The 13,645-nt window shown below is 66.7% G+C and carries 13 protein-coding genes; 3 read left to right on the plus strand and 10 right to left on the minus strand.

The features are described from left to right. Nucleotides 1–16 precede the first annotated feature (16 nt). Nucleotides 17–1,072: a ribonucleotide-diphosphate reductase subunit beta gene (locus KV697_RS08430; RefSeq protein ID WP_219020903.1), complete on the plus strand. Its 1,056-nt coding sequence runs from the start codon at nt 17–19 to the stop codon at nt 1,070–1,072. A gap of 75 nt (nt 1,073–1,147) precedes the next feature. Here KV697_RS08430 and KV697_RS08435 read toward each other — a convergent pair whose 3' ends face one another. The 8 genes from KV697_RS08435 to KV697_RS08470 form a co-directional block, all read right to left on the minus strand. Next, nucleotides 1,148–2,014: a beta-1,6-N-acetylglucosaminyltransferase gene (locus tag KV697_RS08435; RefSeq protein WP_219020904.1), complete on the minus strand. Its 867-nt coding sequence runs from the start codon at nt 2,012–2,014 to the stop codon at nt 1,148–1,150. A 53-nt stretch (nt 2,015–2,067) separates the two neighbouring features. After that, nucleotides 2,068–2,319, minus strand: coding sequence for an ATP synthase F1 subunit epsilon (locus tag KV697_RS08440; protein WP_058718238.1), 252 nt, complete (start codon nt 2,317–2,319; stop codon nt 2,068–2,070). A gap of 1 nt (nt 2,320) precedes the next feature. Beyond that, on the minus strand, nt 2,321–2,503 hold the full coding sequence (locus KV697_RS08445) for a hypothetical protein (protein ID WP_058718239.1): 183 nt from the start codon (nt 2,501–2,503) through the stop codon (nt 2,321–2,323). Beyond that, complete coding sequence (gene atpD / locus KV697_RS08450; protein ID WP_219020905.1) at nt 2,503–3,975, minus strand: F0F1 ATP synthase subunit beta; 1,473 nt, start codon at nt 3,973–3,975, stop codon at nt 2,503–2,505. Before atpD ends, KV697_RS08445 begins: the two co-directional genes overlap by 1 nt. Beyond that, nucleotides 3,975–4,568 carry a hypothetical protein gene (locus KV697_RS08455; protein WP_219020906.1) on the minus strand — a complete coding sequence of 198 codons (594 nt, stop codon included), beginning with the start codon at nt 4,566–4,568 and terminating at the stop codon, nt 3,975–3,977. Before KV697_RS08455 ends, atpD begins: the two co-directional genes overlap by 1 nt. Next, nucleotides 4,568–5,443: a F0F1 ATP synthase subunit gamma gene (locus KV697_RS08460; protein ID WP_219020907.1), complete on the minus strand. Its 876-nt coding sequence runs from the start codon at nt 5,441–5,443 to the stop codon at nt 4,568–4,570. The genes KV697_RS08455 and KV697_RS08460 overlap by 1 nt, the downstream gene beginning before the upstream one ends. Before the next feature lie 126 nt (nt 5,444–5,569). Then, on the minus strand, nt 5,570–7,099 hold the full coding sequence (atpA, locus tag KV697_RS08465) for a F0F1 ATP synthase subunit alpha (protein WP_007406897.1): 1,530 nt from the start codon (nt 7,097–7,099) through the stop codon (nt 5,570–5,572). 7 nt (nt 7,100–7,106) lie between these two features. Then, a complete protein-coding gene (locus KV697_RS08470) occupies nt 7,107–7,676 on the minus strand; it encodes a F0F1 ATP synthase subunit delta (RefSeq protein WP_183952715.1) in 570 nt (189 codons plus the stop codon). A gap of 221 nt (nt 7,677–7,897) precedes the next feature. Here KV697_RS08470 and KV697_RS08475 point away from each other — a divergent pair, with 221 nt between their 5' ends. Then, nucleotides 7,898–8,755, plus strand: coding sequence for a bifunctional transcriptional activator/DNA repair enzyme AdaA (locus KV697_RS08475; RefSeq protein WP_219020908.1), 858 nt, complete (start codon nt 7,898–7,900; stop codon nt 8,753–8,755). A gap of 55 nt (nt 8,756–8,810) precedes the next feature. On the opposite strand, the gene KV697_RS08480 is transcribed toward KV697_RS08475, so the two are convergent. Continuing rightward, nucleotides 8,811–10,367 carry a hypothetical protein gene (locus KV697_RS08480; protein WP_257575746.1) on the minus strand — a complete coding sequence of 519 codons (1,557 nt, stop codon included), beginning with the start codon at nt 10,365–10,367 and terminating at the stop codon, nt 8,811–8,813. A gap of 89 nt (nt 10,368–10,456) precedes the next feature. After that, a complete protein-coding gene (locus KV697_RS08485) occupies nt 10,457–11,974 on the minus strand; it encodes a S1C family serine protease (RefSeq protein ID WP_219020909.1) in 1,518 nt (505 codons plus the stop codon). Between the two features lie 109 nt (nt 11,975–12,083). Here KV697_RS08485 and KV697_RS08490 point away from each other — a divergent pair, with 109 nt between their 5' ends. After that, nucleotides 12,084–13,610, plus strand: coding sequence for an ATPase, T2SS/T4P/T4SS family (locus KV697_RS08490; RefSeq protein ID WP_219020910.1), 1,527 nt, complete (start codon nt 12,084–12,086; stop codon nt 13,608–13,610). Nucleotides 13,611–13,645: the final 35 nt, after the last annotated feature.

Consider the following 13,645-nt stretch of genomic DNA (forward strand, 5'->3'; position numbering starts at 1 on the left):
ATCCGGAGTAACCCTCATGTCCCTCCTTCAAGCCTCCAAGCAGTATAAGCCCTTCGAATATCCTTGGGCCTTCGAGTTCTGGAAGCGCCAGCAACAGCTCCACTGGCTGCCCGAAGAGGTGCCGCTGGGCGAGGATTGCCGCGATTGGGCGCAGAAGCTGACCGATCACGAGCGCAACCTGCTGACCCAGATCTTCCGCTTCTTCACCCAGGCGGACGTCGAGGTGCAGGACTGCTATCACGAGAAATACGGCCGGGTGTTCAAGCCGACCGAGATCAAGATGATGCTGACCGCCTTCTCCAACATGGAGACGGTGCATATCGCCGCGTACAGCCATCTGCTCGACACGATCGGCATGCCCGAGAGCGAGTACGGCGCCTTCCTCGAATATGCCGAGATGAAGGACAAGCATGACTACATGCAGAATTTCGGCGTCGACAGCGACGAGGACATCGCCCGCACGCTGGCCATGTTCGGCGGCTTCACCGAAGGCGTGCAGCTGTTCGCGTCCTTCGCGATGCTGATGAACTTCCCGCGCTTCAACAAGATGAAGGGCATGGGCCAGATCGTCAGCTGGTCGGTGCGCGACGAGAGCCTGCATTGCGAGGGCATCATCCGCATGTTCCACGCCTTCTGCCAGGAGCGCCAGTGCCTGACCAAGGCGGTCAAGGACGACATCGCCGACGTGTGCCAGACGACGATCCGCCTGGAGGACAATTTCATCGACCTCGCCTTCGAAATGGGCCCGGTCGAGGGGATGAAGCCCAAGGAGATCAAGAAGTATATCCGCTACATCGCCGACTGGCGCCTCAGCCAGCTGGGCCTGAAGCCGATCTACATGATCGACGAGCATCCCCTGCCCTGGCTGACCCCGCTGCTGAACGGCGTGGAGCATGCGAACTTCTTCGAAACGCGCGCGACCGAATATTCCAAGGCGGCGACGCGCGGCCAGTGGAACGACGTGTGGGACGCGTTCGATACCCGCCAGAAGGCGAAGGCCAGCAAGGCCGCCAATGAAGAGCCGGGCGAAACCGGCGACATGTTCTCGGCCGCAGGCGTCGCGGCGGAGTGATCCGAAAGGGCGGGCTTCGGTCCGCCCTTTTTTTAGCCGCGCGGGCGGCGAAGATGCCTCCCGGCCGGATCGCGGTCAAAGGTCCAGAAACGCCGGGTCGACCGTCAGGTCGAACTTGCGCCCGAACCAGGCGTCGGCCGGGCGCGATTCCAGATCGCTGCGGGTCAGCGTCAGCGGGCTCCACTGTCCGGGGGCGAAGCGGACCATGCGGCGTGACGGCACCAGCCGGTCGGCATAGCCCGCCGCCAGCAGGGCGGTCGGCGCGACATGCTCGTCGCTGGTCTGGGTATAGCGCAGCCGCCCGCTCGCCATCAGCCGGTCCGTGGCATCGCGCACCTGCGTCGCGGCGTCCATCGGCAGCGACCACCATTCCCAACTGGTCGCCCACGGCCCCAGCGGCTCGCTCCGGGTGCCGCGCCAGCGCTTCATCTGGCGATTAGCCCAGGCCGACATCCGGCTGCGGAGCACGGCGATCCGCCAGGACAGTGGCGTCGGATCGGGGCGGGATCGCAAATGGCGATCGATGAAGCACCAGTCGTTCATCCGCCACGCCAGATCGTCATCGCGAATGTCCATGAAGCACGCCCCCGCCGGGGCCGCCGCGATCGCCGCCACCATCTCTTCACGCGAGCAGAGCGGCCAGTCACGGCCGCTAATGACATGGACGAGGTCGAAAGGTTCGGCGAGTGCCGCGCCCAGAAGACGGGCGATGGCGGCGGTCTGCGACCAGTGTGCCCAATAGACCGCGACGGCGGGACGAACCATCGTCACCCGCGTACGGACCGCGTCGGACAGCCCGGCCAGAAAACCGGCCGGTGGCGTCACCTTGGCATCGATGTGAAGGCAAACCCGATCTTCGGGCGCGTCCGCCAGCAGGCGGTGGATCAGCCGTTCGAGCTGATCGAAAGCATCATGCGCCAGTATTGCATAGACCAACCGCATGATGCCCCCATCATTATGTCATCGGCCCCATGGCCGGATCGATCGGTATCGGCTTAGCCCGCATGCTCCGCGAGCACGGTCAGGCCCTTCGGCCCCACCTCGGCAAAACCACCACGGATCTGGATCGCTTCCGGCTCGCCCTTGTCGGTGCGGTACACCTGGATCGCGCCGTCGCGGATCGTCGACATGAAGGGCGCATGGCCCTCCAGCACGCCGAAATCGCCCTCGGTGCCGGGGACGACCACCATATGCACTTCCTCCGAACGAAGGAGCTTTTCGGGGGTCACGAGTTCGAAGTGCAGCATGTCAGGGTCTCGTTTCAATCGCGCGGTCGAACGCGGCAATGGCCGCGTCGAACTTGTCCCGGCAACCAGGATTGCAGAAGCCGACCACCGCGCCGCGATAGACCGTCAACCCGTCGTCGCTGATCGGCTTACCCGACCAAGGACAGACGTCGTTGACCGCGTCCTCGCGGCGCGGCGCGGACATCAGGCGTCCTGCGCCATCTTCTCGGCCTTGGCGACGGCTTCGTCGATGCCGCCGACCATGTAGAAGGCCGCTTCCGGCAGATGGTCGTACTCGCCGTCGACCACCGCCTTGAACGAACGGATCGTGTCTTCGATCTGGACGAACTTGCCCGAGATGCCGGTGAAGACTTCCGCGACGTGGAAGGGCTGCGACAGGAAGCGCTGGATCTTGCGGGCGCGCTGGACGGTCAGCTTGTCCTCTTCGGACAGCTCGTCCATGCCCAGGATCGCGATGATGTCCTGCAGCGCCTTGTAGCGCTGGAGCAGCGACTGGACCGCACGCGCCGTCTCGTAATGCTCTTGGCCGACGATGCGCGGCTCCAGCACGCGGCTGGTCGAGTCGAGCGGGTCGACGGCCGGATAGATGCCCAGCTCCGAGATGGCGCGGTTGAGCACGGTCGTCGCGTCCAGGTGGGCGAACGAGGTGGCGGGCGCCGGGTCGGTCAAGTCGTCGGCGGGCACGTACACGGCCTGGACCGAGGTGATCGACCCCTTGTTGGTCGAGGTGATGCGCTCCTGCAGCGCGCCCATGTCGGTCGACAGGGTCGGCTGATAGCCCACGGCCGACGGAATACGGCCCAGCAGCGCCGACACTTCCGCACCCGCCTGGGTGAAGCGGAAGATGTTGTCGACGAAGAACAGCACGTCCTGACCCTCCTGGTCGCGGAAATATTCCGCGATGGCGAGACCCGACAGCGCGACGCGCGCACGGGCGCCCGGCGGCTCGTTCATCTGGCCGTAAACCAGCGCGACCTTCGAGCCCTCGCTGATCGCATTGCCCTCGGCGTCCTTGGCGATCACGCCCGCGTCGAGGAATTCGTGATACAGGTCGTTGCCCTCGCGGGTCCGCTCTCCGACGCCCGCGAACACCGAGGTACCACCATGGCCCTTGGCGATGTTGTTGATCAGTTCCTGAATCAGAACCGTCTTGCCGACGCCCGCGCCGCCGAACAGGCCGATCTTACCGCCCTTGGCGTACGGAGCGAGAAGGTCGATGACCTTGATGCCAGTGACCAGGATCGCGCTCTCGGTCGACTGCTCGATGAACTCAGGCGCCTTGGCGTGGATCGGGGCGCGCAGGTCGGTAGCGACCGGGCCACGCTCGTCGATCGGCTCGCCGACGACGTTCAGGATGCGGCCGAGCGTCGCGGGGCCGACCGGAACCTGGATCTGGTTGCCGGTGTCGGTCACGGTCTGGCCGCGGGTCAGACCCTCGGTCGTGTCCATCGCGATCGTGCGGACGGTGTTCTCGCCCAGATGCTGCGCGACTTCGAGCACCAGACGGTTGCCGTTATTGTCCGTCTCCAGCGCCGACAGGATCGCGGGCAGGTGATCGGGGAAGTGAACGTCGACGACCGCGCCGATGACCTGGGCGATCGTGCCGACATTGTTGGTGGCCGTGGTCGGCCGGATGTCCTCAGCGGCGGTTGCCATCATTGCTTCCTTGGTTCGGTAGAGCCCGAAATCGCTTCGGGGCGGGCTTCGGGGCGGGTAAAGGTTACGACCAGACGGCGGCCACCGTCGATCTTGTCACGGGTAACACGGTAATCGGCGCCGATCAGGTGGCCGGTGGTGGCGCTTTCGGTCTGGATCGCGGCCGAAACCGCATCCTTGCCGTCCAGACCCAGTTGATCCATCGGCTTGGTCACCCAGCGGATAAACTGCGTCTTGGCGAACGGGCTGGTCTCGAGATTGACGAGGTCGAGCGAGAAGCGGACTTCGTTCAGCCGCGCTGCGTCGCCCTCGACGATCAGATTGCCCATATTGACCGGAGACACCGACGGGTCGGCCATCGGGGTGGCTTGGGCGATCGCGCGGTGCACACCTTGGACGGGCGCGTAACCACTCATGCGAAAGCCCATCCGGTCGAGCAGGCTGACCGTCTCCGGCGCATTGCCGAACACGGTCGCCCAGCCGCCCTTCACGAACGGCGTCGGCGAGGCCTTGGGCGTCTCCTTCGGCTGGTCGGACGCCCGGCCGCATCCGGCCAGAGCGACCGTCAGGCCCAGAAGGAGCGCAAGACGCATCAGAGCGCCTCGGCGCCCGAGATGATTTCGACCAGCTCGGTGGTGATCGCGGCCTGACGCGTGCGGTTATACTGGATCGACAGGCGGCGGATCATGTCGCCCGCATTGCGCGTGGCATTGTCCATCGCGTTCATCTGCGAACCGTAGAAACCGGCCTGATTCTCCAGCAGCGCGCGGAAGATCTGCACCGCGACGTTGCGCGGCAGCAGCGCGTCGAGAATGTCCTCCTCGCTCGGCTCGAACTCCGCGACCGCCTCGACCGAGGTTTCGGCTTTGCTGGGCGCGGGCATCGGCACGGGGATCAGCTGCTGCGAGACCGGGTCCTGCACCAGCGCCGAGACGAACTTCGAGTAGAACAGGTGCGCCACGTCGAACTCGCCACGCTCGAAGCGGGCGATCAGGTCGTCGGCGATGGTGCGCGCGTCGTCGAACTTGGGCGCCTTGATCGTGCTCATGTCATGATCGGCGAGGATCGCGTTCGGGAAGAAGCGCTTCAGCACGCGCCCCTTCTTGCCCGCGATATAGAACTTCACCGTCTTGCCCTGCGCGGTCAGCTCTTCGGCCTTGCGGCGCGCGGCGCGGACGATGTTGGTGTTGAACGCACCCGCCAGACCACGCTCCGAGGTGGCGACAACCAGCAGCTGGACATCGTCCTTGCCGGTGCCCGCCAGCAGCGGCGACGCGCCGACGCCACCGACGCGCGCGGCCATGCCGGCCATCACCGCTTCGAGACGCTCGGCATAGGGACGGCCGTTCTGCGCCGACTCCTGCGCGCGGCGCAGCTTGGCGGCGGCGACCATCTTCATCGCCTTGGTGATCTTCTGGGTCGACTTGACCGAGTTGATCCGGATCTTGAGGGCCTTGAGGCTCGCCATCTTCGTCCTTCTGCCTCCCTCTCCCCTCGCGGGAGAGGGTCGGGGTGAGGGTTTGCCACGGGCGGGGTCGCTTGCGGCGCCCCCTCACCCAACCCTCTCCCACCAGGGGAGAGGGCTATGTTTGGTTTACGCGAAGATCTTCGCGAACTGGTCGAGCGCGGCCTTGAGCTTGCCCTTGGCCTCGTCGCCCAGATCCTTTGTGTCGCGGATCATCGCCAGCACATCGGCATGATCGTTGCGCAGATAGGCCAGCATCGCCGCTTCGTAGCGGACGACCTGCGCCACCGGCACATTGTCGATATAGCCGTTGGTGCCCGCGAAGATCGACGCCGTCTGCTCTTCGAAGGGCAGCGGGTTGAACTGCGGCTGCTTGAGCAGCTCGGTCAGGCGCGCACCGCGGTTCAGCAGCTTCTGCGTCGAGGCGTCGAGGTCCGAGCCGAACTGCGCGAAGGCGGCCATTTCGCGATACTGGGCCAGCTCCAGCTTGATCGAGCCCGACACCTTCTTCATCGCCTTGGTCTGCGCGGCCGAGCCGACGCGGCTGACCGACAGGCCGACGTTGATGGCGGGACGGATGCCCGCGAAGAACAGGTCGGTTTCGAGGAAGATCTGGCCGTCGGTGATCGAGATCACGTTGGTCGGGATATAGGCCGACACGTCGCCCGCCTGGGTCTCGATGATCGGCAGCGCGGTCAGCGAACCGGCGCCGTTGGCGTCGTTCATCTTGGCCGCACGCTCCAGCAGGCGGCTGTGCAGATAGAAGACGTCGCCCGGATAGGCTTCACGGCCCGGCGGACGGCGCAGCAGCAGCGACATCTGGCGGTACGCGACGGCCTGCTTCGACAGATCGTCGAACACGATCAGCGCGTGCATCGCATTGTCGCGGAAATATTCGCCCATCGCGGTGCCGGTATAGGGCGCCAGGAACTGAAGCGGCGCGGGCTCCGAGGCGGTCGCGGCGACGACGATGGAATATTCCATCGCGCCATTCTCTTCGAGCGTCTTGACCAGCTGCGCGACGGTCGAGCGCTTCTGACCCACGGCGACGTAGATGCAGTAGAGCTTCTTCGACTCGTCGGTGCCCGCGTTGACCGTCTTCTGGTTGATGAAGGCGTCGATCGCGACGGCCGACTTGCCGGTCTGGCGGTCGCCGATGATCAGCTCGCGCTGGCCACGGCCGACGGGAACGAGCGCGTCGATCGCCTTCAGGCCGGTCTGGACCGGCTCATGCACGCCCTTGCGCGGGATGATGCCCGGTGCCTTCACCTCGACGCGGCGGCGCTCGGTCGCCTCGATCGGGCCCTTGCCGTCGATCGGGTTGCCCAGACCGTCCACGACGCGGCCCAGCAGGCCACGGCCGACCGGCACGTCGACGATGGTGCCGGTGCGCTTGACGGTGTCGCCTTCCTTGATCTCGGCGTCAGAGCCGAAGATCACGACGCCGACATTGTCGGCTTCGAGGTTCAGGGCCATGCCCTGCACGCCATTGGCGAACTCGACCATCTCGCCCGCCTGGACATTGTCGAGGCCGTAGATGCGCGCGATGCCGTCACCGACGCTCAGCACCTGGCCGGTCTCGCTGACCTGGGCCTCGGTGCCGAAATTGGCGATCTGGTCCTTGATGACCTTGGAGATTTCTGCGGCGCGGATATCCATGGGAACGTCAGCCTTTCATCGCGCTGGCGAGCGCATTCAAACGGGTGCGGATCGAGCTATCGATCATCTGGGAACCGATGCGGACGACAAGCCCGCCGAGCAGGTCGGGATCGACCGACAGGTCGACCGACACTTCGCGACCGACGCGGGTGCGCAGCTGCTGCTTCAGCTCGGCGACCTGCGCCTCGGTCAGCGGGTGGGCGCTCGTCACTTCGGCCGCGACCTCGCCGCGATGGCGGCTGGCCAGCTGGCGGAAGGCACGGATGATCTGCGGCAGCGCCGAGAGGCGCCGATTCTCGGCGAGGACGCCGAGGAAATTCTTGGTCACGCCGTCGAGGCCCAGCGTATCGGCGACCGCCAGGATCGCCTTGACCGCTTGCCCGCGCGCCACGACCGGGCTCTTGGTCAGCGCGGCCAGATCCTTATCGGCGGCCAGCGCGTCGCGAAGGGTCACGAGGCTCGCCTCGATCGTGTCGATCGAACGCTGCTCGGCAGCCGTTTCGAACAGCGCGAGCGCATAACGACCACCCAGGCTCGCCTGGATGCCGCCTGTGCCGCTTATAGTACCGCCGGACATCTCCACGGATGCGAATTCCTCGAACAACGAACGGGTTGGCCCCATGGGGAACGGGGCGCGAAAAACGCGCCTCCGATGGGTTGGCGGGCGGTTAGCATCGGGAACCTTTGGATGCAAGGTGCGTGGCACATGTTATGACAGGATGGTGACGCAAGTTTCAGAGCTTTGGCCGCAAGCCGTGGGATGAAAGCCACAATGGATTTTGCCACGAGCATCGCGCCATGAACGACACCCCACCCCCACAGCTGGACGAGGACGCCGCCTGGGCCGCGTTCGACGCGCGCGACCGCGCCGCCGATGGCCGGTTCGTGGTCGGCGTGAAGACCACCGGCATCTATTGCCGCCCCAGCTGTGCGGCACGGCGGCCCCGGCGCGAGCATGTCCGGTTTCTGGACACGCCGCAGGCGGCGCGCGCGGCGGGGTTCCGCGCCTGCCTGCGCTGCCTGCCCGACGAAGTGACCCGCGACCGGCAGGCGGTGGCGGCGGCGATCGCCCTGATCGACGCGGCCGACGCTCCGCCCGCGCTGGACATGCTGGCGGCGCGGGTCGGTTATGCCCCGCATCATTTCCACCGGTTGTTCAAGCGCGCAACCGGCGTGACGCCCGCCGCCTATGCGCGGGCGCGCCGCACCGCCCGCGCCGCGCAGGCCCTCGCCGCCGAACCGAGCATCGCCGCCGCGCTGTACGAAGCGGGCTATGCCGCGCCCAGCCGCTTCTATGCGGACAGCGACCGGCGGCTCGGCATGGCGCCGGGGCGGTGGCGACGCGGTGGCGCGGGGGTGGACATCATCTGGGCGGTCGTCCCGTCGCCGATGGGGCCGTTACTGGTGGCGATGACCGAGCGCGGCCTCGCCCGGATCGCCTTCGAGGAAAACGAACAAACGCTGGTCCAAGCACTGCCCTCCGCCGACATACGCCCGGCAGATGACGCGACCCGCGAGCGCATCGTCCGGATCGTCACCGCCGCCGGCGCCCCCGATCGGCAACTGGCCGAACCCGCACGGCGGATCGCCTTTATCGAGGCGGTGTCGCGCGCTCTGTTGGCAGCCGACCGGCCGCGCCAGAACGATACCCCATAAGCAGCCCCCAATTCCTCCCCTGTAAGGGGAGGAATGGAAGGAACGTGATTACCTGCTATTCGTCCTTTCCGCCGGACGACGCATTGGCCAGCGCGGCCTTCACCGCATCCTGATTGCCGCTGTCGAGCAGCGCCAGCAATGTCGCCGCTGGATTGTCGGCCGGGACGTGCGGATCATAGGCGAGCGGGCGCAGCGTGCGCTTGGCCTGGTCGATCTGTCCGTCCGAAATCTGCTGGCTGGCCAGCATGAAGCGCAGCCCCTTGTCCTGCGGCACCAGTTCGAAGGCGCGCTCCAACCCCTTCACCGCCGATTCGCGCGGACGCTCGCCCGCCAGACGGAAGCTGTTGTAGAAGACCGCAAGCGGCTCGGCGGCATTGGGATCGGCGCGGTTGGCATGGACGATCCAGCTCCGCGCCTCGGTCCAGCGCGCCGGGTCCTTGCTCTTGTCGCCGGCGGCACGGCGCAGGTGGAGCATCCCCTTGTAGAGCAGCGCCTGCTGCAGACCGGGCTTCGCCGCCAGCGCCCGGTCGACCGCCGCCTCGGCCGCCTGGTCCTGCCCCGCATCATAGGCCATTTCGGCGAACCACCCTTGCGCGACCGGATCCTGGGGATAGGCCGCCGCCGCCGCCGAGGCGCGGGCATAGACCTCGCCCGCCGTCTTCCTGTCGACACCGCGATCCGACTGCATCCGGAACGGGATCATCGCCTGTTCGCCCGCGCTCAGCACGCGCACCGACACCTCGGCCTTGGGCAGCCGGTCGAACCGGACCAGAAGCCCCGGAATCTTGCTCTGCCCCAGATAGCGCCCCAGTTCGCGGTCGAGCTGCTTCAACGATCCGAATGCCTCGTTGCCCGCCGCGATGCTGGACTTGCCCTCGTTGAGCAGGGTCAGATAGCGGTTGAAGTTCGCGACCCGCGTAGCGTCGAACATCAGATAATGGGTCAGCAACCAGCCCCGGCCATAGACCTGTTCGGTCTCCATCGGGTCCAGCTTGCGCCGCGACGAATCGAACAGCGTCTCGATCGGCAGCTTGGCGGCGTTGAGCAGGCCATAGGCGCGGTGCTGGGCGGCGACGCCGAGCATGATCCCCTCGGCCTCGAACCGCGCGGTGCCGACGAACTCGGCCGCGCCCTCGGCATACCAGGCCGGATAGGCGACCTGCGAATTGCCGATCAGGAAGTGGTGGGCATATTCGTGGAACAGCACCTGTTGCGGCTGGAGCGCATTGGGCCCTTCCTCGTCGCCCCGCATCGGCGTGAAGGCAACCGAGCCGGAGACGCGGCCGTCGTAGAAGCCCGCGATATGGTCGCCGCCCTTGCCATAGAGCCGCCGGACCGCCGACACGCTGGGCAGGACATAGACGGTGACGGGGTTGCTCTCCTGCCCCTCGACCTCGGGTTTCTGGTAGAGATAGCGCAACGTGCCGTCGAACTGTTCGAGCCGCGTCGCCATGGTGCGGATCGCGTCCTCGGACATGTTGCCATAGAGGATGAAATGCCTCGCCCGCGCCTCGCGCCATTCGGCCTGGGCGGGTGTCGCCGCCAATGCCCCCACAAACGCCATCGCCGCGGCCGCCATCCAGCGACGGGCGCGTATTCCCCCCTTGGTCATGTCCGGCCCTCCCAAGCCGTATCGGTCAGGAGGGTTATGTCGTCGAAACGATGGCGGGCACGCAAGCCCTCATGCGCGCGCCGTCGGGATCAGCGTCCTGAGCGGCAGCTATAGACCAGCTTCTCATTGGGCAGCGGCGGCAGTTGCTGGCGGATCTGGGCCTGCTCGCTCTCCAAATTCTGGAGCGCCTTGTCGGTCTTGACGCACGCGGTCGGCGTGCTCGGCTGATGCAGCTTGCGGATCGCGTCCATCGTCGCGGCGGGCAGCATGTAGCGGGTCTGGGTATAGGTACGCGTGACCGGATCGAACCGGGCGACGGTCACGGTCGGCTCCTCCTCCGGCACGATGATCCGCTGCCAGCCGCCCTCGCCTTCCAGATACTGGACGCGGCCATCGGCACAGCCGTTTGCTCCCCAGTCCAGTCGTGTCTCGGCGGTGGACGAGACGGTGACCCGGCTGCGATCGGGGATCAGCGTGCAGATCATCGGTCCGATCGCCGCGCCGGGCGCACTCGGTCCGCTGGTCGTCGCCATGGTCTCGCGCGGCAGCTGGATTTCGGCGGAAGGCCGCAGCAGGAACACGACCACCGCCGCGACGATAGCGATGCCACCCGCCGACACGGTCCAGATCGCCGCGCGCCGGGAACCCCGCGACTCCAGCAACCCGGCCCCGCCGACCGCCAGCGCGCCGCCGACCAGCAACAGGGCGGCGACCGCCATCACATTCTCTCGCAGCCGCTCCGCCTCACCGCGCGCGGCGTTCAGCGCTTCCTCGCGGCGCAGCGCGGCGGCATTGGCGGCCTCACGCTTGGCGGCGGCGGCGTCGGCGACGGCCCGCGCATCCGCCGCGCTATCTTCGCGCAGCCGCTCCTCGATCGAGGTGCAGGGCACGCCGACCGAGGCGTAAGCCTGCTTCGCCTCGCGCAGGAACGCCATCAGCTCGGTATCGGCGATCGCGAAGCCGAAGGTCGAATCGCCGTCATCCGCCCGCGTCAGCGCCGAATTGACCCCGATCACCCGCCCGCACGGATCGAGCAGCGGGCCACCCGAATTGCCCCGCGCGATGCTGGCGGTGTGGAGCAACACCTCGATGCCCGTCAGCGCACGGCGGCCCGAGGCGACACCCTGCGACCGCACGGGCGACAGCGGGCGGATATAGTCCGCCGCCGACTGCGCCGTCGCCAGATCGACATTGCCGGGATAGCCGAGGGCGATGACCTGATCCCCCTCGGTCACCGGGCCGGTGAAGAGGGCGACGGGCGGCAGCTTGGCCTCGCTCACCTCGATCAGCGCCAGATCGCGGCGCGCGTCATAGGCGATGACCCGGCCCTGATAGGATTTGCTGCCCTCCGACGGCACCACGCCGATCACGACATTGTCGGGATAGCGCTCGGCCAGTTCGACGACATGCGCATTGGTGACGATCCGGTTGGGCGCGACCGCGAAGCCGGAGCCATGGCCGAACCCGGCCACCTGATCGTCGACCATCGCGATGGTGACGACCCGCACCACCCCGCGCGCGGTCGCGGCGATGTCGTCCGCCCCGGCCAGCGTGGGCGACAGTCCGACCAGGGTCAGAAGGACGGCAAGGACGAACCGGCTCAGCATCGGGACAGGGCCATATCCCGCCCTTTCCGTCGCCTGCAACCGCGATCGGTTAGGCATATGGTAAATCTTGGCATTTAGAGAATGGCCGGATGCCATGGGGAATGTCGGGATGAATGCCTTCGGTCGCCGTCAGGGTTCGGGAAGCGCGGGCGGAGGGCGTCCGGCCTTCGGCGTCGCGCGCCCGATGCATGGCCCCGGCCCCGCCAGCCGCCCCGAGTCCGATTCGCCGCCCCCCGGTGGCGGATCGCAATTCCCGCCGCTCCATACGCTTGAGACCGCCCTGGCCGCGCCCGGCAGCGCCGCCGACGCGATGCAGCGCCTCGCCGAACGCCAGGCCGCCTCGGTCGATCCGACCCCCGCGCGCGGCGAAGGGTTCGAGGCATCGATCCACCGGATCAAGGAGCAGGTTCTCCCCCGCCTGCTGGAACGTGTCGATCCGGAAGCCGCCGCGACGCTGGGCAAGGACGAGTTGGCCGAGGAATTCCGCCCGATCATCGGCGAAGTGCTGGCCGAGCTGCGACTGACGCTCAACCGTCGCGAACAGTTCGCGCTGGAAAAGGTGCTGGTCGACGAGCTGCTGGGCCTGGGTCCGCTCGAGGAACTGCTGGCGGATGCGGACATCACCGACATCATGGTCAACGGCCCCGAGCAGACCTATGTCGAGCGGAAAGGCAGGCTGGAACTGGCCAATATCCGCTTCCGCGACGAGGAGCATCTGTTCCAAGTCGCGCAGCGCATCGTCAATTCGGTCGGCCGCCGCGTCGACCAGACGACGCCGCTGGCCGATGCGCGACTGAAGGACGGTAGCCGCGTCAACGTGATCGTGCCGCCGCTGAGCTTGCGCGGCACCGCCATCTCGATCCGCAAATTCTCCGCCAAGCCGATCACGCTGGACATGATGGCGAGCGGGGGATCGATGAGCCAGGACATGGCGACGCTGCTGAAGATCGCGGGCGCGTCCCGGTTCAACATCGTCATTTCGGGCGGCACCGGCTCGGGCAAGACGACGATGCTGAATGCCCTGTCCAAGATGATCGACCCGGGCGAGCGCGTGCTGACCATTGAGGACGCGGCCGAGCTTCGCCTGCAACAGCCGCACTGGCTGCCGCTGGAAACCCGCCCCGCCAATCTGGAGGGCCAGGGCGAGATCAGCATCCGAGACCTCGTCAAGAATGCGCTGCGCATGCGGCCCGACCGGATCATCCTGGGCGAAATCCGTGGGTCGGAATGTTTCGACCTGCTGGCCGCGATGAACACCGGCCATGACGGGTCGATGTGCACGCTCCACTCCAATTCCCCGCGCGAGGCGCTGGCCCGCATGGAGAATATGGTGATGATGTCCGACATCAAGGTGCCTAAGGAAGCGATCAGCCGCCAGATCGCCGACTCGGTCGACATGGTCGTCCAGGTCAAGCGCCTGCGCGACGGCAGCCGCCGCGTGACCAACATCACCGAGGTGATCGGCATGGAAGGCCCGGTGATCGTGACGCAGGAGCTGTTCGCCTTCGAATATCTAGACGAAGGCACCGACGGCAAGATCATCGGCGAATATCGCTCGTCGAACCTGCGCCCCTATACGCTGGACAAGGCCAAGCAGTTCGGCTTCGACAAGGCGCTGCTGGAGGCGTGTCTTTAAGAAGGGCGGCGGCTATCGGCTCGTCATATTGGAAC

The sequence above is a fragment of the Sphingomonas sanguinis genome (assembly GCF_019297835.1).
Lineage (GTDB): Bacteria > Pseudomonadota > Alphaproteobacteria > Sphingomonadales > Sphingomonadaceae > Sphingomonas > Sphingomonas sanguinis_D.